Source organism: Acetanaerobacterium sp. MSJ-12, assembly GCF_018917875.1.
Taxonomy (GTDB): Bacteria; Bacillota; Clostridia; order Oscillospirales; family Ruminococcaceae; genus Bittarella; species Bittarella massiliensis.
Window position 1 is genome coordinate 152067 of sequence record NZ_JAHLPK010000006.1, and the last position, 20283, is coordinate 172349.

General features: G+C 63.7%; 19 protein-coding genes. 7 read left to right on the forward strand and 12 right to left on the reverse strand.

Annotation, left to right across the window (positions count from 1 at the left end):
- Positions 1-33: 33 nt before the first annotated feature.
- Both KQI11_RS08550 and KQI11_RS08555 read right to left on the reverse strand, forming a co-directional pair.
- Positions 34-912 carry an AraC family transcriptional regulator gene (locus KQI11_RS08550; protein ID WP_216401819.1) on the reverse strand — a complete coding sequence of 293 codons (879 nt, stop codon included), beginning with the start codon at positions 910-912 and terminating at the stop codon, positions 34-36.
- Positions 913-1080: 168 nt separating this feature from the next.
- Positions 1081-2490 (reverse strand): spore germination protein, encoded by a 1410-nt coding sequence (locus KQI11_RS08555; protein WP_216401820.1) that lies wholly within the window; start codon positions 2488-2490, stop codon positions 1081-1083.
- A 644-nt stretch (positions 2491-3134) separates the two neighbouring features.
- On the opposite strand from KQI11_RS08555, the gene KQI11_RS08560 reads away from it, so the two are divergent.
- Positions 3135-3329: a DUF6440 family protein gene (locus KQI11_RS08560; protein WP_185914907.1), complete on the forward strand. Its 195-nt coding sequence runs from the start codon at positions 3135-3137 to the stop codon at positions 3327-3329.
- A 43-nt stretch (positions 3330-3372) separates the two neighbouring features.
- On the opposite strand, the gene KQI11_RS08565 is transcribed toward KQI11_RS08560, so the two are convergent.
- Together KQI11_RS08565 and KQI11_RS08570 are read right to left on the reverse strand one after the other, a co-directional pair.
- Positions 3373-4032 carry a hypothetical protein gene (locus tag KQI11_RS08565; RefSeq protein WP_185914908.1) on the reverse strand — a complete coding sequence of 220 codons (660 nt, stop codon included), beginning with the start codon at positions 4030-4032 and terminating at the stop codon, positions 3373-3375.
- A complete protein-coding gene (locus tag KQI11_RS08570) occupies positions 4019-4357 on the reverse strand; it encodes a PadR family transcriptional regulator (protein WP_185914909.1) in 339 nt (112 codons plus the stop codon). Before KQI11_RS08570 ends, KQI11_RS08565 begins: the two co-directional genes overlap by 14 nt.
- Before the next feature lie 265 nt (positions 4358-4622).
- Between KQI11_RS08570 and KQI11_RS08575 the strand changes: the two genes are divergently transcribed.
- Complete coding sequence (locus tag KQI11_RS08575) at positions 4623-5561, forward strand: alpha/beta hydrolase (protein ID WP_216401821.1); 939 nt, start codon at positions 4623-4625, stop codon at positions 5559-5561.
- 225 nt (positions 5562-5786) lie between these two features.
- Here KQI11_RS08575 and KQI11_RS08580 read toward each other — a convergent pair whose 3' ends face one another.
- The 3 genes from KQI11_RS08580 to KQI11_RS08590 all read right to left on the reverse strand — a co-directional run bounded on the left by KQI11_RS08580 (position 5787) and on the right by KQI11_RS08590 (position 9168).
- Positions 5787-7013 carry a CPBP family intramembrane glutamic endopeptidase gene (locus tag KQI11_RS08580; protein ID WP_216401822.1) on the reverse strand — a complete coding sequence of 409 codons (1227 nt, stop codon included), beginning with the start codon at positions 7011-7013 and terminating at the stop codon, positions 5787-5789.
- A 223-nt stretch (positions 7014-7236) separates the two neighbouring features.
- Complete coding sequence (dinB, locus tag KQI11_RS08585) at positions 7237-8514, reverse strand: DNA polymerase IV (protein WP_185914912.1); 1278 nt, start codon at positions 8512-8514, stop codon at positions 7237-7239.
- A 120-nt stretch (positions 8515-8634) separates the two neighbouring features.
- Positions 8635-9168 carry a hypothetical protein gene (locus KQI11_RS08590; RefSeq protein ID WP_216401823.1) on the reverse strand — a complete coding sequence of 178 codons (534 nt, stop codon included), beginning with the start codon at positions 9166-9168 and terminating at the stop codon, positions 8635-8637.
- Between the two features lie 321 nt (positions 9169-9489).
- Here KQI11_RS08590 and KQI11_RS08595 point away from each other — a divergent pair, with 321 nt between their 5' ends.
- Together KQI11_RS08595 and KQI11_RS08600 are read left to right on the forward strand one after the other, a co-directional pair.
- The gene (locus KQI11_RS08595; RefSeq protein WP_216401824.1) at positions 9490-9837 is read left to right on the forward strand and encodes a helix-turn-helix domain-containing protein; all 348 of its coding nucleotides are present in this window, start codon (positions 9490-9492) and stop codon (positions 9835-9837) included.
- On the forward strand, positions 9830-10177 hold the full coding sequence (locus KQI11_RS08600) for a helix-turn-helix domain-containing protein (protein ID WP_286172654.1): 348 nt from the start codon (positions 9830-9832) through the stop codon (positions 10175-10177). Before KQI11_RS08595 ends, KQI11_RS08600 begins: the two co-directional genes overlap by 8 nt.
- Before the next feature lie 170 nt (positions 10178-10347).
- Here KQI11_RS08600 and KQI11_RS08605 read toward each other — a convergent pair whose 3' ends face one another.
- On the reverse strand, positions 10348-10890 hold the full coding sequence (locus KQI11_RS08605) for an NADH peroxidase (RefSeq protein ID WP_021658517.1): 543 nt from the start codon (positions 10888-10890) through the stop codon (positions 10348-10350).
- Positions 10891-11165: 275 nt separating this feature from the next.
- On the opposite strand from KQI11_RS08605, the gene KQI11_RS08610 reads away from it, so the two are divergent.
- Together KQI11_RS08610 and KQI11_RS08615 are read left to right on the forward strand one after the other, a co-directional pair.
- Entirely contained in the window at positions 11166-12893 is a 1728-nt protein-coding gene (locus tag KQI11_RS08610) for a B12-binding domain-containing radical SAM protein (protein WP_216401826.1), read from the forward strand.
- 125 nt (positions 12894-13018) lie between these two features.
- Positions 13019-14149, forward strand: a complete 1131-nt coding sequence (locus tag KQI11_RS08615) for a PfkB family carbohydrate kinase (RefSeq protein WP_185914918.1) — start codon at positions 13019-13021, stop codon at positions 14147-14149.
- Between the two features lie 65 nt (positions 14150-14214).
- Here the strand turns inward: KQI11_RS08615 and KQI11_RS08620 are convergent, their stop codons facing one another.
- The 4 genes from KQI11_RS08620 to KQI11_RS08635 all read right to left on the reverse strand — a co-directional run bounded on the left by KQI11_RS08620 (position 14215) and on the right by KQI11_RS08635 (position 19511).
- Positions 14215-14886, reverse strand: coding sequence for a ferredoxin-like domain-containing protein (locus KQI11_RS08620; protein WP_216401827.1), 672 nt, complete (start codon positions 14884-14886; stop codon positions 14215-14217).
- A gap of 31 nt (positions 14887-14917) precedes the next feature.
- Positions 14918-16435: an NAD(P)H-hydrate dehydratase gene (locus tag KQI11_RS08625; RefSeq protein WP_216401828.1), complete on the reverse strand. Its 1518-nt coding sequence runs from the start codon at positions 16433-16435 to the stop codon at positions 14918-14920.
- 58 nt (positions 16436-16493) lie between these two features.
- Entirely contained in the window at positions 16494-17405 is a 912-nt protein-coding gene (locus tag KQI11_RS08630) for a D-alanyl-D-alanine carboxypeptidase family protein (protein WP_216401829.1), read from the reverse strand.
- Between the two features lie 504 nt (positions 17406-17909).
- Positions 17910-19511 carry an ABC-F family ATP-binding cassette domain-containing protein gene (locus KQI11_RS08635; protein WP_216401830.1) on the reverse strand — a complete coding sequence of 534 codons (1602 nt, stop codon included), beginning with the start codon at positions 19509-19511 and terminating at the stop codon, positions 17910-17912.
- A 211-nt stretch (positions 19512-19722) separates the two neighbouring features.
- Between KQI11_RS08635 and KQI11_RS08640 the strand changes: the two genes are divergently transcribed.
- Positions 19723-20283, forward strand: a complete 561-nt coding sequence (locus tag KQI11_RS08640; RefSeq protein WP_216401831.1) for a zinc-ribbon domain-containing protein — start codon at positions 19723-19725, stop codon at positions 20281-20283.

Sequence of the window (20283 nt, forward strand, 5' to 3'; positions counted from 1 at the left end):
TCGCATTGAGCGACGCCTCTCTTTTGGCTGTCTCTATTTTTTCTCCACGGCGACCCAAATTTCGCAGCAGTAGTCGGGGGAGTCCACCTGGTCGGACGGGTAGGCCTCGAAGTCGGGCCCCCCGCAGGGCTGGTACTCGCTGGCGGGGAAGAACTCGCTGTAGATCCGGCGGTAGAGGGCTTGAAATGCGTCGGGCATGGCCCCGGTGCAGGGGAAGACCACATAGGTGTGGGCGGGGATGTCCTCCAGCGTAAAGTCCGCCTCGGCGATGGGGGCGCCGTTGTAGACCCCGCCGATGCCGTAGGGAAAATCCCGGTCGGCCGCGTCCTCGCCGAAACTGGCCCCCAGCAGCCGCTGGCCGAAGGGGCTTTTCTGGTCGGTGTAGCGGCAGAGGGCGGGGATGGTGCCGTCTGCGCCGCACTGCCGCCAGAATGCCGAAATCTCGGCGGCGGTGGTCTCCTCCCCCCGCGGCACCCGCTTCTTTTTGGCGATCATCTGAAAGGGGCCCTGCTTTACAATGCGATAGTCCATGGTCGTTCCTCCGTCTAAAATCAATTTTGCGGAGAGGGGGGAGAAGGTCTTGAGAACGGCGCCACCGGCCTTGGCCTGAGAGGGGGTCACCCCGTGAAAGCGGGTGAAGGCCCGGGCAAAGCTCTCGGGGGTGTCGTAGCCGTATTTCAGGGCGATGTCCAGCACCCGCCGGCCGGTGCCGACCAACTCGCTCCCCGCCAGGGAGAGCCGCCGCCAGCGGATGTACTCCCCCAGGGTGAAGCCGCAGAGGATGGCGAACACCCGCTGAAAGTGAAAGCTGGAGGACAGCGCCCGCTCGGCCACCTCCTCGTAGTCCACCGGTTCGGTGAGGTGTTCCTCCACATAGTCGATGGCCCGCTGTATCCCGGTGATCCAGTTCATCTCCACACTCCCTTCCGCATGAGACCATGATACCCCTTGGCGGCGCCGGGTTCTTGACTTTCCCTGCGCCGGGGTGTCAGACAATTCTTTCTCCCACTCTACCACACCTGGCCGCTGTGTGGCAAAAAAGGGCCGGCGCAATGGTGCGCCGGCCCGTGAACACGCCCTTTATTTTCCCATGTGGGGCACGTCTTCGCTGTTGCGGGAGAATTTGCGCTTGAACAGGGCGATGAAGCCCCGCAGCGAGAAGGGGAGCACCGGGTAGAAGTACCGGTTCCCGGTGACAGTGGGGTTGGAGTAGGCCAGCCAGAGACAGAAGACCAGCACCGGCAAAAAGCCCCAGATCCCTCCTGCCCAGGCCCCGATCAGCAACAGCATCCGGCAGAACTTGATGGAGTACCCCAGCTCGATGCTGGGCTGGGAGAAGGTGGCGATGGCCACAAAGGCCATGTAGAAGATGACCTGGGGCACCACCACCCCCGACTGCACCGCAAAGTCCCCCAAAATCAGCCCCCCCACAATGCTCAGGGAGCTGGCCAGCGCCGTGGGGGTGTTGACCGAGGCCAGCCGCAGCCCGTCGATGGCGAACTCGATGAGGAGCAGCTGCAAAATCAGGGGGATGCCGGTGTCGTTTTGCACCTTGAGAAAGGAGAGGAGGGGCGGCAGGGCGTCCTGGTAGTGCAGCAGCACCAGCCAGAGGGGGGTCACCAGCATGGTCAGCAGGGAGGTGGCGATCCGGATCAGCTTCATGTACCACCCCACCAGGGGCGGGAAGTAGAAGTCGTCCGCCTCCTGCGAGAAGTCGGCCAGCCAGGTGGGCAGGATGATGGCGGTGGGGCAGTTGTCCACGATCAGCACCACCCGCCCCTCCACCAGCTGGGCGGCGGCCACGTCCGGCCGCTCGGTGTTGCGCACCTTGGGAAAGGGGTTGGTGGAGGGCTTTTTCAGCAGCAGCTCCACCAGGTTTTGCTGGTTGATGACCATGTTTTTGGGGGTGAGGGCCTTGATTTTCTCCCGCAGCTCCCCCACCAGCTTGGGGTCGGCCACCCCGTCGATATAGCCCAGGGCCACGTCGGTCTTGGAGGACTCGCCCACCGACAGCATCTCAAAGGTCAGCCGCGGGTCGCGGATGCGCCGGCGGATGAGGGCGGTGTTGAAGACCACCGTCTCGGAGAACCCATCCCGCGAACCCCGCAGCACCTTGTCCTTCTCCGGCTCGTCGATGCCCCGGTTGGGGTAGGTGCGGGTGTCCATCACCACCGCCCCGGCAAATCCCTCGATCACCAGGACAGAGGGGCCCGACAGCACCGCCTGGGCGGCCTCCTCCGGGCGCTCGGTCACTGCGTATTCGGTGTAGGGGAGAAAGCGGCGGCAGAAGTCCTCCAGGTCCTCCAGGGCGTCCATCTGCTCCGGGGTGATGGAGAAGAAAAACTGTAGGATGCGCTGGAAGAGGTCGTCCTTCATGAACCCGTCTAAAAAAAAGACCGAGCACTGCCGGCCGCCGATGACCACCGGCTTTTCCAGCAGGTCAAAACTCTCTTTCAGGGGGAGCAGGCGGGCAATTTCCTCACGCTTCAAAACGATCACCTCAATTTCCCCATCAGTGTTCCCCAAACGCGGCTGTTTAACCCATTTTTTCTGTGACCTCTTTTCGCCCTGCGCCGGCGGGGGCCGCGCTGCAAAAAAGAGAGGTCGCCTCCCTCTGCGGGGCGACCTCTCTTTTCAAGGCTTTGTCTGGGGTCCAAATGGAAAGTCAACCGACTTTTGCAAGGCTATTGGGCCGCCTTGTGGCCAATAAGTCGCATTAAGCTAACCTATATAAGTTAAAATCTTACTGATTCAACCGTTTTTCTTCTTCAGCAAAGAAAAAAAGTGATTTTTTCTCTCGCTCACACGGGCGCTTTCGCTTGGACTCTGCGTGATAAGCTCTGCAAGCATCGCAATCACCGTGCCGTTCACAATCCTTCTTTTTGCACGGACAATCTTCCTTATACATTATTGCCTCCACAAGTCACGACTTATCGAGTGCGCCTTCTCACCCAAAAGCACACCGCTCTTTTCACCACCGACCATATCGCCCTCTTTGTTGCAAGGGGTCTGCGGGGACTCATCTCGGCGACGAGGCTCAGAGAGGGGCGTCGCCCCTTCCCCTGTTGACAGCCACCCCCACTTGCCGTACACTGAAAAAGCCCCCTTGCGGGCGGAAAAGGAGTGGATGAGAGATGGCAAAACCCAGCGACCGCTTTATCGTTGTCTACAAGCAGGGCACCATGAGCGTCACCCAAATCTGGGTGGACCGGGCGACGGGGGTCAACTACCTCTTTCACCAAGAGGGGTACTCCGGCGGGCTCACCCCGCTGCTGGACCGCTACGGCAAGCCGGTGATCAGCCCCATCCCCTTCCCGGAAGGACAGTAAAAGAGCCCGCCCCCCTCCAAGGTCGAGAGGTGCGGGCTCTTTTTCAGCGGGAGAGGCGGCAGAGGGCCCGGTGGGCCAGATACCCCAGCAGCAGTGCGGCCGCTAGCCCCCACAGCGGGGGATGAAAGAGGACGTGGGGGAGGAGAAAGCGGCCCACGGCCGCCAAAGCTAGGCAGAGGACCATCACCCCTGCCCCCATGCCAAAAGAGAGGGTGCGCCGGGTCGTCCCCCTCTCCGCCAGGGGGGTGCGCCCCACCCAGAGGTAGAGGCCCGCCACCGCGGCCGCCAGCACCCCCCAGGTGAGCAGGTCGCCCGCGGTGATGGCCCAGCGCCAGTCGTACGCGCTGCCGTGCAGCAGGGCGTTTGCCGCCTGGCCGATTGCCCCCGAAAAGAGAAAGTCGAGCCCCACCAATAGCAACAGGCCCAGCAGCACCGTGTCCGCCCAGTCGCAGAGGACGGCCCTCCGCCGCTTGCGGCCGGCCCCGGCCAGAATGTCGTCGCAGAAAGCCCGAAAGTCCCGCCCCAGCACCTGCTGCGGCCCCTCGCCCCGCTGTTGGGCCTCCCAGAACATGGCCTTCAGGTCGTCGGCCACCGCCTCCAGCTCTCCCTCGTCCATCTGCTTGAGCCGCAGATAGGTGAGGATGTCGGCCAGGTAGCGCTGGCCCTCCTCGGTGAGACAGGCGACCTCGCTATCTCTCTTCATCTCTGTTTCCCCCTCTCAACAGGCGGCCCACAGCCGCCGCCATCTCCTGCCAGTGCCCCTCGAAGAGGGCCAATTCCGCCCTCCCCGCCGGGGTGATGTGAAAGTACTTTCGCCTGGGCCCCGCAGGGGAGACCCGGTGGGTGGCGGCAATCAGGCCGCCCCTTTCCAGCCGCAGCAGCAGGGGGTAGATGGTCCCCTCTGAGATGTCGGTCAGCCCGTACTGCCGCAGCTTCTGCGAGATTTCATACCCGTAGGTCTCCTCCCGGGAGATGACCTTGAGGACACAGCCCTCCAAGGTCCCTTTGAGCATCTGCGAAGGAATCATCACCTGGCCTCCCTTTTGGTATCTTGCAATGCAATGTACAGAGACTACATTGTATTGCAAGATACTGCTTTTGTCAACCCCTTGCCCCCAAAAGGACAGTGATGCCGATCCCCATTGGGAGAGAAGGTTTGCCAGTTTGTCCAGCCGCCTTGAGGCGCGCGCATGGGTATAGTATGATGGAAAGAAAATGGGTGCACCCCGGGCGGACAAGGGGAAACCACAAATTGAAATCGGTCGAGATGAAAAAAGAGGGGCGTGTCTGCGGATGGAATACAGGGAACAAATTCACTCTGAACTAAGGCGGATTGCAAGAAAGGTGCCCTATAACCGGGCGGTGATCGGGTGCGCCAACCTCTTTCAGGGGCTGTCCTTTCGCCTGACAAAACTCCCGAGGGGGGTGACCAGCAGACAGGTCGTGATAAAAGGGCACAGGGGGCTTCCCTTAAAGGTAGAGATATTTGAGCCGGAGAATAGAACAGAAAAGCTGCCCTGCTTGATTTATGTGCACGGAGGGGCGTTTAGCTATAAAGCTTCCGCCTATCACAAAAAACTCGCGTCGCTCTATGCGGGGAAGGCGGGGTGCAGGGTGTGTTTTCCAGACTATCACTTGACGCCGAAATACCCCTATCCAGCTGCCTACGACGATGTTTTGGCCCTGTACAGATGCGTTGTGGACCGTTCGGGGGAGTTTGGCGTGGACAGGGGGAGGATCGGCGTGGCGGGGGACAGCGCCGGCGCGTCGATTGCCGCGCTGATTTGCAACCGCTGTGAACGGGAAGGGCTGAAGCCGCCCTGTGTGCAGATGCTGGTGTACCCTGTGACAGATGTGGAGATGCAGACGGATTCGATGAAACGGTTTTCGGATACGCCGATATGGAATTCCAAAAACAACAGGCGGATGTGGTCGTATTACGGCAAGACCTTGAAGGCGGAAGAGAGGTATGACGCCTCGCCGATGCACAGCCGCTTGCCCCAGGTCATCCCCGACACCTATATTGAAACGGCGGAATACGACTGTCTGCACGACGAGGGCGTTCTGTACGGAGAGAGGTTGCGAGAGGCGGGGGCGAATGTGGAGATAAGCGAGACCAGAGGGACCATTCACGGATACGACTGCGCCATAAACACCAAAATAGCGACTGAAAATATCGAAAAGCGCATCCTGTTTTTGAGAAAAGGGTTTGGCGGCGGTCCCCCGGCCTGATTGGTTCCAATTTGCAAGGTCGCCTCCCCGCATGGAAACGGGTCGTTTCCGAGCGGGTGGGAACATCGGCAAAGGCCGCGGCTTAAAAGGGGTCTGCCCGCCTGTTTCCCCATTTTGGCGAAGGCGGGTTTGCCAAATCCCAACAGCAGCGCCTTCACTGCAATGGGGGCAAAAAAAGGCCGCTCCGATGAGGAGCGGCCCTTTTTACTGGCAGGGAGCAGGCGGTTACAAAACACCCAAGGCGTTGCAGACGGTCATGCCGAGCATCACCGCCAGGGTGAGGATGGTGCCGGGGGCCGACAGGTAGACCCCCGCCTTCTGCGCCGGGGTGAGGACGGTGCAGGGGTTTTCCAGGCGGAAGGTGTCCTTGTGGTTGACCGCCTCGATGACAAAGAGGACAAACCCGCTCACCGCCGCCGCCAGGCAGAGCAGGGAGAGCAGCAGGATCGGCAGCAGGTAGGGCAGCTTGGAGAGGAGGTAGGTCATGACATAGCGCTCGCTGCCCCCGCCGGTGAGCACCGACAGGTCGATGTGCCCGGCCAGGATGGACTGGGTGGCACCGATGAGGTTGATGGAGAGGTGGATCCCCAAGGCCGGCCAGATGGACTGGGCCTTGACCGCCACAAACCCGGCGGCGATCCCCATCATGATGGCGTAAAACAGCTGCTGGTAGTTCATGTGGGTCAGCCCGAAGGAGACGCCCACCACCACAATGGCAAACCAGCTGCCAAAGGGCAGGGTGTGGCAGAGCAGGGTCCCCCGGAAAATCAGCTCCTCCATCAGCGGGGCGGCCAGAGCCATGAAGAAGAAGGAGATGAGGGCGTTGGCAAAGCCGGTGTCGGTCACCAGGCTGGGGGCCGCGAGCTCCACCCCGAACAGCAGCTGGATGATGGTGAAGAGAAAGTTGAAGACGTAGCTGACGCCGTAGGTCAGCCCCACCCCGATGAGGGTCCACTTGGCGATCTCCTTGCCGCTGGCCTTGGGCTTTGTAAAGTAGGTGCGCACCTTGTGGGGCTGGCCGGCGTTGCCGATGAGCAGCAGCAGGGGGGCCATCACCAGGTAGAGCGAGCCGTAGGAGATCAGGTTGGCCACGGTGTCAAAGGCGGTGGTGCTCATCCGCACCCCCAGCAGCTTCATCGCCATCAGCACCCCCAGGGCCACCAGGTTGGTGCCCACCACCAGCAAGAGCAGCAGCAGGCTGTTGCGGTTGGAACAGCGCCGCAGCGCCTTTTTGGCCTGTTTTACGGGGGAGAGAGGGGGGGCGACCGGCGGCACAGGGGGTACCTCGCTCCCCGCGGCGGGGGGCGGGGTGAAGTTGGCGCCCCCTTCGGGGCAGTCAAAGGCCGGGGCGGGGGAGGGACTCTCCGGCGCCCCCGGCGCGCCGCCCGCGTCAGGCTGTTCCCCCGGCTGGGGGGAGAGAGGGGACTGTGGGGTGAAGTTGGTTTCTTCCATCAGTTATGACCACCTTTGTTGCGGAAAATAAAGTTGTGAGAAAACGCCCTTTTGCGGGCGGTTTTGGCATTTGTCCCCTATTGTAACACCCAAATGTGAACAAGTCCAGAAGATGGGGGAAGTCGTGAAAAACGGCCTGAAAGGGGCTTGTGATGGGCCGCGGCGGACCCTGAGGGCCCGGGGGAGAAGAGAGGATTTTGTAAATTTTTTTTGGCGGGCCCCGCTATTTTTCGGGGAGAGCGGCGGGGGAGTCGGGCCCTTCGCTCCCCTCGACGCGCAGCTTTTCGCCCTGGCTCTTGCTGACGATGTCGGTCTTTAGCAGGGAGGCAAAGGAGAGCGCCCCCTCCCCGTATTTGGAGCGCACCCTGTCCATGGCCGTTTCCAACTGGCGCTGCTTCTCCCGCTGGGCCAGGACCGCCTGGTCGGCAAAGAGGGAGAGCTGCTCCCCGCTGTCCCTCCCGCCCAGCCCGGCGGCGGTCACCGTCAACATCCGGATGGGGGCGCGCAGGTCCCAGTTCTGCCGCACCAGCTCCATGGAGGCGGCAAACAGCTCCCGCGAGAGGTCGGTGCCCCGCTCCAACTGCCGCTGGCGGGAAATCACCTTGAACTGGGGCGACTTGATCTGCACCTGCACCGTCTGGCAGCGAAGGCCGTAGCGGCGCAGCCGGGCCGCCACCGTGTCGCAGAGCATCAGCAGCCCGGCGCGCACGTCCTCCTCCCCCTCCAGGTTGCGGCGGAAGGTGATGCCGTTGCCCACGCTCTTGACCTCCCGCTCGGCCCCGGCGGGGCGCACCGGCTCCTCGTCCTCGCCCCGGGCGTACAGCTGCACCGCCATACCGGCCTTTCCCAGCAGCCGCTCGATCAGGGCCTCGTCGGCCTGGGCCAACTGGCCGATGGTGTCGATCCCCGCGCGGGAGAGCTTTTCCGCCGCCACCTTTCCCACGTAGATCATCGAGCTCACCGGCAGCGGCCAGAGGATCTGCCGGTAGTTTTCCCGGGTGATGAGGGTGGTGGCGTCCGGCTTTTTGTAGTCGCTGCCCAACTTGGCGAAGATTTTGTTGAAGCTCACCCCCACCGAGATGGTCAGGTCGGTCTCCTTTTTCACCCGGCGGCGCAGCTCGTCGGCGATCTGTACCCCGCTGCCAAAGAGGGTCCGGCTGCCGGTCACGTCCAGCCACGACTCGTCGATGGAGAAGGGCTCCACCAAATCGGTGTACTGGCAGTAGATGGCGTTGACCGCCTCTGAAAATTCCCGGTATTTTTTGTGGTGGGCCGGCGCCAATACCAGCTCTGGGCACTTTCGCCGGGCCTGCCACACCGTCTCCGCCGTCTGCACGCCAAAGGCCTTGGCCAGCTCGTTTTTGGCCAGAATGACCCCGTGGCGGCTCTCCGGGTCGCCGCAGACGGCCATTGGCACCGATCGGTAGGCCGGGTTGAGGGCGCACTCCACCGAGGCGTAAAAGCCGTTGCAGTCGCAGTGCAAAATCACCCGGTCGTCCATCCGGTGCGCCCCCTTTCCCCGGGCGGCTCGCCGCCCTTTTTTCACCCCTTATGATACCACAAGCGCGCCGGTTTTGCCCGTAAAAAATAGGGGGCTGTCTTGCCCCCTGTTCGCCTGCGCTCAAAATTCCCAGTGGCAGTCCGCCTCCCGCTCCAGTCCCAGCAGGCGGTAGATCCGCTCTACCTGGGCCACCAGCGCCGCTCCCGCCGGGTGCGGCTGGTCGGCCAAAAGCACCTCAAACCCCGCGATAAAGCAGAGGGGCAGCCAACTGCGGAAACAGCTGGTCAGCACCCCTTGCAGCCCTTGGTACGCCTTGCGCGCCTGCGGGGCGAGCACGGCGCGAAAATCGGCCTCCGCCACCGGCCAGCGGGCCAGCGCCTCCCGGTCCAGGGAGTCCGCCTTCCACAAAATGGCGTCGCGCAGGGCGGCCCGCCCGCCCTCGTCGTCTGCAAACGGGGCCAGTGCCGCCCCCTCCCCCCCAAAGGCGGCCACTTCCTGCATCCCCGCCAGAATGGCCCCGGCGCTGTACAGGTAGCAGAGGTGGGCCAGCCGCTTTTCAAACAGCGCGCAGTACGCTCCGGTCAGCGCCCCCTGTTTTCCACCTGGAGGCGAAAGGCAGCCCAGTCCCGACCAAAGCGCTGCCGCCGGGCGCAAAAGCAGGCGTTGCGCTCGTCCAGGTAGCAAAGCGGCTGCCGGAAGGTTTCCGGCGGAAAAAAGTCTGCCGCCGCGGCCGCGACCGCCTGGGCTGCATGCCGCCTCCGCTTTTTCCCGCGAAAGGGCCCCCGGTGACGCCAATATCCTTTCAACATCTGCAAATCCCCCGCATTCGACAATATTTTTATTATTGCGCTAAAAAGCAGAGAAAGTACAATTAATATTACGAGTAAATAGTCATAGATATATTTAAGGGGCGATTTGTTTCATCTACGCTTTATAAGTCAATAGTATTTAAAGTAAAGCGTGGACTGTTATATGTTGAAAAGAAAATTGTTGGGTAAGCGTTTGCAGAGAATTAGAAAAGCACACGGCATGACGCAGAAAGAACTTGCTCGTGCGCTTGGTGTAAAAGCGCCTACCGTCATCAAGATGGAGGCGGGGACAGGTGGGCCGCAGTTTGATACTTTCGTAAAGTTGACAGAAGTATATCCAGATGTTGCTGTCGAAGAGATTTTGTGCGACTCTCTGGATGCCGCCGTTATCTTTAGAATCAAAGAGCTTTCTGAGCGCATGGACCATTTGACCGAGGAGGAAAAGAAATACCTCCGCGATGTTGCACGGTATTTTCAGGACGTCATGCAGAAGGAGAGTACAGCAAATGAATAAGCAAGAGTTTGGAAGACGGCTCAATGACGCCCGTAAAAAGATAGGCATGAAAACAGAGACCTTAGCCGAAGAAATAGATGTTAGTGTCGGCTTTCTACACGACATATTTCGGGGCAGAACTTACCCCAGCGTGGAGACCTTTGTCAAGCTGGTCAACGCCCTGGGCTGCTCGGCCAACGAACTGCTCCGGGGCGAGCCCTGGCCGGTGGACGAGACCGCCGTCGATTTGCGGCTGCTTTCGATCAGGGAGCTGCCGCCGGATCGGGCCCGCCACGTCTGCAACGTCCTCGACGCCATCCTGACCGATTTGGCCAAAGAGCGCGCCCCTTCCGAAAAGTGAATAGCGGCCGGTGGGGAAGCCCCGCCGGCCGTTTTTTGCGCTCCTCCCCCTTTCGCCCCCAGCGGAGAGGGGAGGGTACAAAAAAAGAGGGAAACTACTGCCCGGGGAAGGCAGCCGTTTCCCTCTCAAGAGAAAAAGCAAATCGTTCAGGAAAAACCGATGGGGGAAGCTTAGAAGAATCTCTTCAGCAGCCCGGCGAAGCCGCGGCCGTGGCGGGCCTCATCCTTGCACATCTCGTGCACGGTGTCGTGGATGGCGTCCAGGTTCAGCTTCTTGGCCAGGGTCGCCAGCTCTTTTTTGCCCTCGCAGGCGCCGTGCTCGGCGTCCACCCGCATCTCCAGGTTCTTCTTGGTGCTGTCGGTCAGCACCTCGCCCAGCAGCTCGGCAAACTTGGCGGCGTGCTCGGCCTCTTCAAAGGCGTATCTCTTGTAGGCCTCGGCGATCTCGGGGTAGCCCTCGCGGTCGGCCACCCGGCTCATGGCCAGGTACATCCCGACTTCGCTGCACTCGCCGTTAAAGTTCTGGCGCAGGCCCTCGATGATCTCCTCGGGAGCGCCCTGGGCCACACCCACCACGTGCTCGTCGGCGTAGGACAGCTCGCCCTCGGCCTGTTTCTTGAACTTCTCAGCAGGGGCGCCGCAGACCGGGCACTTCTCGGGAGCAGCCTCGCCCTCGAACACATAACCGCAGACGGTGCAAACAAATTTAGACATTTTTCGTTCCTCCTACTTCAAAATGAAATTGTTGTTTTGATTGTTTTTCTGGGGTTTCTTACCATGGCTTAACTATACCACGAGCATCCACTTACGTCAATAGGTTTTGCGAAAAAAATAATAACAATTCTCATTTTTGTTTTGGGCGGCCCTTCCAGGGGACGGCGGGCCATGACTTCCGACCCTGCAAGTGGTACAATAGAGAGAGCCGGGAGAGGCGCCCCTGACGCCCTCCTCCCGCTGTCGATTTTAGAGAGATGAGGGGGACCCCGCCCATGCTTTCCACCCTGTTGGTGGCCGTCAACGCCAAGTACACCCACACCAATCTGGCGGTGCGCTATCTCGCCGCCTGTGCCCGCCGTGCCGGCGTAAAGGGCTGCGGCTTTGCCGAGTACCACATCAACCTGCAGCCCGACGAGGTGACCGCCGCCATCGCCCGCCTGGCGGGGGAGCGGGTGGCCTTTTCCTGCTATATCTGGAACCGCTCCTTCATCGACCTGGTGGCCCGGCGGCTGCGGCTGGTCCGCCCCGAATTGCGCCTCTACTGCGGCGGCCCCGAGGCCGAGTGGGACCCCCAGTTTTTGGAGCGGCACCCCTGGTGCGACGGGGTTCTCTGCGGGGAGGGGGAGGGGGCCTTCCCCCTCCTCGCCGCCGGCCGGCCCGAGGGGGAGGTCCCCGGCCTCCTCTACCGCGCGGGGGGGAGCTTCCACCGCAATCCCCCCGCGCCGCCCCTTCCCCTGGAAGAGCTCCCCTTTGTCTACGGCGAGGGGGAGCTGCCGCCCCACCGCCACATCTACTACGAGTCCAGCCGGGGCTGCCCCTTTTCCTGCCACTACTGCCTCTCGGGGGCCGGGGGGCGGGTGCGCTTCAAACCCCTGGAACAGACCTTGCAGGAGCTCGACTTCTTTTTGGAGCAGCGGGTGGTGCGGGTCAAATTCGTCGACCGCACCTTCAACTGCGACCGGCAGCGGGCCAGGGCCATCTGGCGCCACCTGATGGAGCGGGACAACGGGGTGACCAACTTTCACTTTGAGCTGGGGGCCGACCTGTTGGGCCCGGAGGAGGTGGAGCTGTTGCGCGCCGCCCGCCCCGGCCTCTTTCAGTTTGAGATCGGGGTGCAGTCCACCAACCCCCAAACGGTGGCCTCGGTGCAGCGGGTGCACGACTTCGCGGCCATCTCCCGCGCGGTGCGGGGGCTTTTGGCGGGGGAGAACATCCACCTCCACCTGGACCTCATCGCCGGGCTCCCCTTTGAGGATAAAAAGACCTTTGGCCGCTCCTTTGACCAGGTATATGCCCTGGGGCCCCACCAATTGCAGCTGGGCTTTCTCAAACTCCTCCACGGCAGCCGCCTGCGGGCGGAGGCGGGGGACTACGGCATCGTCTTCTGCCCCGACCTGCCCCCCTACGAGGTGCTGAAAACCCGCTGGCTCTCCTACGAAGACATCTGCGCCCTCAAGCGGGCGGAGGGGGCGCTGGAGACCTTTTCCAACAGCGGTCGCTACCGGGCGTCGATCGCCTACCTGGCCGCCTGCCAGGGCAGCCCCTTCGCCCTCTTCTGCCAGATGGGGGATGCCCTGGCGGAGGAGCCCGCCCTCTCCCGGGAGGGGAAGCACGCCTTTCTCTGGCGCTTTGGCAGGGGGCGTCCCGGGGTCGACGAACAGCGGCTGCGGGAGGCCCTGCGGCTGGACTGGCTCTGCTGCGAAAAGCCCCGCAAGCGGCTGCCCTTCCTCGACGACAGCAGCCTGACCCCCCGCTACCGCCGCGCCGCCGGCGACTTCTTTGGGGACGGGGAGAAGGTCGCCCGCTACCTGCCCTCCTACCTGGGCGAGCACCCCGGCCACATCGCCCGCACCGCCCACCTGGAGGTGTTTGCCCGCCACCCCCTCACCGGTGCCCCCGGACCGGTGGCTATCGCCTTTGACTACCGGCGGCGGGATATCTGGGGCGGCGCTCGCTGGCAGGTGGTCCCCCTGGAGGGGACTGTTGGCACAACTGCCTAAAAACCCCGCCTGAAACAGGGCATTTCCCCAAAAAGGGCCGTCTCTCCTTGACCGGCCAAAAGGGCTTTTCTATACTAATATCGGAAAGTGAAAAAGGGGCCCCAGGGCCCAGAAGGGAACTGTCCATGCATTTAAACACCACCGGCGGAGAGACGGGGGTCACCAAGCGCGAGGCGCAGATTTTGACCATCCTCCGCAAAAATCCCACCATCTCCCACAAAGAGCTGGCCGAGCGGCTGGGCATCACCCGCTCGGCGGCGTCGGTCCACCTGACCAACCTGGCCAAAAAGGGAAAGATCATCGGCCGGGGCTACATCCTCGAACAGCCCAACTACGCCGTGGTCATCGGCGGCGCCAACATGGACGTCAACGGCTTCTCCTCCGGCCCCCTGATCCCCCAAAACTTCAACGCCGGCAAAATTCGCCTCGAGCCGGGCGGCGAGGCCCGCAACCTGGCGGAGAACCTGGCCCGGCTGGGGGTGGGGGTCAAGCTGATTTCCGCCATCGGCGGCGATGTTTTCGGCGAGAAGATCCTCGCCGACTGCCGCTCCCTGGGCATCGACGTCACCGGCTGTCTCATCCTCCCGGGGGAGAACTCCTCCCTCTTCATCGGCATCGTCAGCCCCGACGGGGAGATGGCCCTCGGCCTGTCGGACATGACCATCGAGCAGTGCATTACCCCCGCCTTTTTGGAGGGGCGCTGGGGCGCCCTGGCCGGGGCGAAGGTGATGTCTGTGGGCAGTGGCCTGCCGGTGGAGAGCATCGAGTACCTCCTCACCGCCTTTGCCGGCAAGGAGATCGTCGTCGACGCCGGGTCGGTGGCCAAACTGTCCTCCATCCGCCACCTGATAGGCGCCATCCCCACCCTGCAGCTCAACAGCGCGGAGGCCGAGTACCTCTCCGGCATCGCCATCAGCACCGAGGAGGACGCCCTGCGGGCGGCCAAGCAGATCGGCCGGATGGGGCCCAAGCGGGTGGTGGTCACCATGGGGCCCCGGGGGGCCGCCCTGTCCACCGCCAGCAGCGAGGGGATCTACCGCACCCGCCCGGTCAAGCCGGTGAGCGACGCGGGGGTGGGCACCGCCTTTACCTCCGGCCTCTGCTACGGCCTGGCCTACGACTATTCGGAAGAGGACACCATCTTCCACGCCCTGGCCTGCGCTGCCCTCAATTTGGAGGGGGAGAGCGCCGTCAACCACAACCTCAGCCTCAAGAGTGTGCAGGACTTGGCGCAGCAGCTGAGCCGGGAACAGTGAGATCGCCAAAAGAGAGGGTCCAAACCCGCGGGGACAGCCCGGGTCTGGACCCTCTTTTTGTTGTTTTAAGCCAGTTCTCTTAACTCCGCTCGCAGCCGCTCCAAAAGGGGTGCGCCCCCTTCCTCCAGCAGGTCGCCCAGCCGCTGCCCCTCCGCGCCGTGGCGGCGGTAGAAGGCCAAGATCCGCCCCACCGCCTCCACCAGGGCGCTTTCCGGCAGCGCAAACCCCAGCTCGTCGCCCAGGCGGGGGCGGCGGCCCATCATCCCCCCGACAAAGAGGAGGAACCGCCCCGCCTCGCCGGGGGCGGGGAGGATGCCCACGTCCTGTCCGCGGGCCTTCCCCAGGCTGTTGGGGCAGCCGTAGACCCCGATTTTGAACTTTTTGGGCGCGGGGGTCCCGAAGAAGGCCCGGTCCAGTTGAAGGGCCAGCCGGTGGGTGTCAAAAACGCCCCGGCGGCAGTCGGTACCCTTGCAGGCGGTCACCGCCCGCACGGTGGCGCCGGTGCCCCCCCATTTCAGCCCCAGCTCCCCGGCCAGGGCCACCGCCTCGTCCAGCCGCTCGGCGGGGATGCGGTCGATTTCCAGGGTGCCCCGGCTGGTGGCGGTCACCCGCCCGCCGCCGCAGCGCTCGGCCACCAGGGCCGCCGCCCGCAGCGCGTCGGGGGTGAAGACCCCGCAGCTGCCCACCACCCGCAGGGCGTACCGGCCGCCCTTTTGGGGGAGTATCCCGTTTTGCACAGCGATCTCTCCTTTTTCTCTGCTAAAAAGTCTATATGCCCAGCTGGGCGAAGATGTCCCCCAGCCGCCCGGGCAGGTCCCGGGGGAGGGTGGAGCGGGCCGAACGGTCCGCCTGACAGAGGTCCCCCGCCCGGCCGTGGAGCCAGGCGGCGCAGACCGCCGCCACAAAGGGGGGCGTGCCCTGGGCCAGCAGGGCCGCCAGGATGCCCGAGAGGGTGTCGCCGCTGCCGGCCTTGGCCAGCCCCGCCCCGCCGGTGGGGTTGACGGCCAGGGCCCCGTCCGGCCCGGCGATGGCGGTGTTGTGCCCCTTGAGCAGCACCACCGCCCCCCACTCGGCGGCCCAGCGGGCGGCGCAGGCCAGCGGGTTTTTGCCGATTTCCCCGGCGCTCTCGCCGGTGAGGCGGGCCATCTCCCCCAGGTGGGGGGTGAGCACGGTGGTGCCCCGCCGCTTTGCCAGCCACTGGGGGTGGCGGGCGAGGTGGTAGAGTCCGTCGGCGTCCACCAGCACCGGGCCCGCAAAGCGCCCCAGCAGTTCCCCCACCAGCTCCCCGACCCCCTCGCTGCGCCCCAGGCCGGGGCCGATGAGCAGGGCGTTGGCCCCCTCCACCCCCGCCCAGAGGTCGGTCAGGTCGCCGGGACAGAGTTGTCCCTCCCCGCCCCCGGACAGGGGGCGCAGCACCGTCTCCGGCGAGCGGAGGGAGACCAGTTGACAGACGCGCTCGGTGGAGCAGAGGGTCAGGTAGCCGACCCCCGTCCGCAGGGCCGCCTCGGCGGCCAGGGCGGCGGCCCCCCGGTAGAGGTCGCTGCCGCAGACAGCCGCCAGCCTGCCGTTTGTCCCCTTGTGAGAGAGGGGGGAGAGGGGGGCGAGCTGCGCCCGCAGGTATCCCTCGTCAGCCGTCTCTGCCGCGCGGGTGAGGGCGGCCAGACATCCCTTTTCAATGCCGATGTCCAGCACGGCGCACTCCCCCATCCACTCCCGGCCGGGGCGGAGGAGGGCGGCCTGTTTGGCGGCGGCAAAGGCGGCGGTCAGGTCGGCCCGCAGGGCCCCGTCGGCCACCAGGCCGGTGTCCGCCTCCACCCCGGAGGGGATGTCCAGCGCCAGCACAAAGGGGGCGGCTCCCCGCGCCCAGGCAAACAGGGCCCGGTGAAAGGGGTCCAGTTCCCCCCGAAAGCCGGTGCCGTAGACCCCGTCCACCAGCAGGTCAAAGCGCTCCCCCTGGGGCACCTGCTCCAGCGGGGTGGGGGAGACCGCCCCCGCCAGGTTTTGCAGGGCCTGTTTTGCCTCGGCGGTGCGGGGGGCCCCGTCGGTGAGGTAGAGACAGACCTCGGCCCCCGCCCCTGCCAGCAGCCGGGCCATGACCAGGGCGTCGCCCCCGTTGTTCCCCCTGCCGCAGAGCAGGCAGACCCGCCTGCCCGGCAGGGAAAATCGCCCGGCCAGCAGCGAGAAGGCCGCCTGCCCGGCGTTTTCCATCATCTGGTAGTAAGAGAGCCCCGCCGCGTCGGCGCGGTGCTCCGTCTCTTTCATGGAGGCGGTGTCGATCAGCTTCACAAAAAATCCCCCCTGTGCGGCAACTTGGTACCAGTATAGCACAAGGGGGCGGGAGTTGTCAGTCGTCGGGCAGGGCGTTTTGGCAGATGTTGAGGGCGTCCTCTACGTGGTAGGGGGCGCTCTGGTGGGAGCCGGGCGCCCCCGCCGTCACCAACAGGTAGCGCCTGTCCCCCTTTTGCAGCAGGGTGGCCAGGCAGAGGCCCGCCTCTTCGGTGTAGCCGGTCTTGCCCCCCAAAATCGCCCCGCCCCCCAGCTGGGCGGGGATCCCCACGTCAAACAGGGTGCTGGTGAGGAAAAGGCCGTCGGGGTGGGCCGAGCTGTGGGCGGTGGTATAGCTGTGGGCGGTAAAGACGCGGCAAAACGCAGGGTTTTGCAGGGCGCTGTCCAGCAGCAGGGCGATGTCCGCCGCGGTGCTGTAGTGGTCGGGGTGATGCAGCCCGTCGGCGTTGACGAAGTGGGTGTCCTCCATCCCCAGTTCCCGGGCGCGCCGGTTCATCCGCTCCACAAAGGCCGGCTCCGAGCCGCTGACGGCGGTGGCGATGCCCAGGCAGGCGTCCGCCCCAGAGGGGAGGAGGGCGCCGTAGAACAGGTCCGCCACCCGCACCTCCTCGCCGGGGAGGAACCCGGCCATCGAGGCGTTTGCCGCATAGAGGGGCTGAAAGTTTGAGGGCAGGCGCACCGCCGCGTTCCAGTCGGGAAGGGCCTCCATCCCCAGCATGACCGTCATGATTTTGGTGAGGGAAGCGGGGTAGATGTGCGCCTCCCCCCGCTGGGAGAGCAGCACCTGTCCGCCCCCGCACTCCACCAGAAAGGCGACCGGGCTGTAGAGCTCCAGGGGGGTGCCCGCCCCCCGGTCGTCAAAGCGGGGGGCGCTCTGCACAGGGGTGGGGCGGGGCTGCGCGTCGCCCCCCACGGCGCGCAGGGCCAGCCCGCCCCCCAGGGCCGCCAGCAAAACGGTGGCTGCCAGCATCGCTCTCCCTCTCCTCTTCTTTCCCTGTCTTGTCATTGGCAACGCAGCTCCTTTCTCCCCTCCATCAAACCAGAAAAGAGCGGGGGGAGCTTGAACTCTTTCTGGCGCATTTCTTGAGAAGTGATGGAGAAAACATTGCAGTTTTGAAAGAAACGGAGCCGCAGGGGGGATGGCGGTCCGCTTTTTGCGGGCGGGGCGACAAAAAAAGCCCCACTGAAAGATGTGGGGTCAGCGCGCAGTGAAATGCGCCGGATGAGCTCATACGAGCAAAAGAAGGGGATAGGGAACAGCTATTTGGCTAGAACTATATGATGTAGAGCAGACGGCGTCCGTACTGTGTCGTCTTAATGACTGTTATGGTTTTTTGGCAAGACAATATGCTTTGAACATGAGGTATTGTGAAAAGCTACTTGCCTGCGGGGAATTGTAGTATATGCATCGAGACAAAAAAGGAGGGCGAGGCAGATGCCTCGCCCTCCTTTTTTATCGGGAAAGAGCGGCCCTTCACAGGCCCCGCTCTTTTTTGTACTCCAAAAACTCCTCATAGCTGCCCTGGCGGTCGAGAATGCCGTCGGGGCGGATCTCGATGATGCGGTTGGCCACCGACTGCACCGTCTGGTAGTCGTGGGAGGCAAAGAGGAGGATGCCCCCAAAGCTCTGCAGCCCCTTCTGCACCGCGGTGATGGACTCCAGATCCAGGTGGTTGGTGGGCTGGTCCAGCAGCAGCACGTTGGCCCCGCCTAGCATCATCCGCGAGAGCATGCAGCGCACCTTCTCGCCGCCGGAGAGGACGCTCACCGGCTTGTACACGTCGTCGCCCGAAAAGAGCATCCGCCCCAAAAAGCCCCGCAGGTAGGTCTCGGTGGTGTCCCCCAGGGAGTACTGGGCCAGCCACTCCACCAGGTTTTTGTCCTCCCCCTCGAAGTAGGCGGTGTTGTCCTGGGGGAAGTAGCTGCGGCTGGTGGAGACCCCCCACTTGAAGCTGCCGCCGTCGGGCTCTTCCTCCTCGGTGAGCACCTTGCACAGGGCGGTGAAGGCCAGGTCATTTTCGCCCACAAAGGCGATTTTGTCCCCCCGGTTGACGGTGAAGCTGACCTCCTGCAGGGCGGGCACCCCCTCCAGCGATTTGGAGAGGCGGTCCACTGTCAGGATCTCCTTGCCCGGCTCCCGGTCCATGGTGAAACCCACAAAGGGGTACCGGCGGGAGGAGGCGGGCATCTCCTCCACCGTCAGCTTGTCCAGCAGCTTCCGGCGAGAGGTGGCCTGCTTGGCCTTGGACTTGTTGGCCGAAAAGCGGGAGATAAAGTTCTGCAGGTCCTTGATCTTCTCGTCCCGCTTGCGCTTTTGGTCGTTTAGCAGCCGCTGCATCAGCTGGCTGGACTCATACCAAAATTCGTAGTTGCCCACGTACATCTTGATTTTGCCGTAGTCCACGTCCACCATGTGGGTGCAGACCACGTTGAGGAAGTGCCGGTCGTGGGAGACCACGATTACCGTGCCCACAAAGTCCAGCAGAAAGTCCTCCAGCCAGTTGATGGCGTCGATGTCCAGGCCGTTGGTGGGCTCGTCCAGGAGGATGATGTCCGGGCGGCCGAAGAGGGCCTGGGCCAGCAGCACCTTGACCTTGACCTTTTCGGCCAGGCCGGCCATCCCCTCGTAGAGCAGCTCGGCCGACAGGCCCAGCCCCTGCAAGATCTGCTGGGCCTCGGTCTCGGCCTCCCAGCCGCCGAGCTCGGCGAACTCCCCCTCCAGTTCGGAGGCGAGGATGCCGTCCTCCTCTGAGAAGTCGGGCTTTTGGTAGAGCTCGTCCTTTTGTTTCATGATTTCAAAGAGCCGGGGGTTGCCCTGCAAAACGGTGTCCAGCACGGTGAACTCGTCGTAGGCAAAGTGGTTTTGCTTCAGCACCGACATCCGGGTGCCGGGGGGGATGATGATTTCCCCGGTGGAGGGCTCCAGCTCCCCCGAGAGGATGCGCAGGAAGGTCGATTTCCCCGCGCCGTTGGCCCCGATGATGCCGTAGCAGTTTTCGGGGGTGAACTTCAGATCCACATTTTTAAAGAGATTCTGCCCGCCGAACTGCAGGCTGACATTTTGTACGGTAATCATAAAATCCTCCGCGTTGGCATACTCCTCGGCATCCGCCGACGGTTGCCATTCTACCATATACTGCCGCAAAAAAACAGGGAAAATTCCCAAAAGGGGGCAAAAAAACTTGTTCCCCACGCCGCTTTTCAGTATACTGGATACATTGGAGTACCGACAGGCCGCCCTCTGCCCACCCGGCGGAAAGGGCCGCCTGAAAATGGAGGTTTCAGAGATGGACACCAGATATTGCCCCACCTGCGGCGCCGTCGCAGAGGTGGGGGCCCGCTTTTGCCAGACCTGCGGCGCGGCGCTGGACGGCAGCACCCCGCCCCAGGACCCCAGCGCCGCCGCCAACCGGCCGGCCTACGCCCCGCCACCCCCGCCGCCGCCCGCCACCTATGTGGGCGACCCCTATGCGGGCAAGCAGGCGCAAAATGACCAGCCAAACTACCAGTACCCGCCCTCGCCCCCGCAGCAGCCGCCCTACCGGCAGATCCCTCCCCAGCAGAGCGGCCAGTCCCCCTACCAGCCGCCCCAGCAGATGCCCTACCAGATCCCGAGACCCCGCAAAAACAGAAAGAACACCACCCTGACGCTGGGGATCGTCGGGTTGGTCTTTTCGGTTTTGCTGCCCATCGTCACCTACTGCTGCTCCATCCCCGGGCTGGTGATGGCCGGGCAAAACCCCTATACCGGGGAGAGGGACACGGTGGGCAAGGTCCTCAACATCGTGGCCATCTGCGTGGCCGCGCTCAACTCCCTCGCCGCCGTCATCAGCAACCTTGTCCGCTAG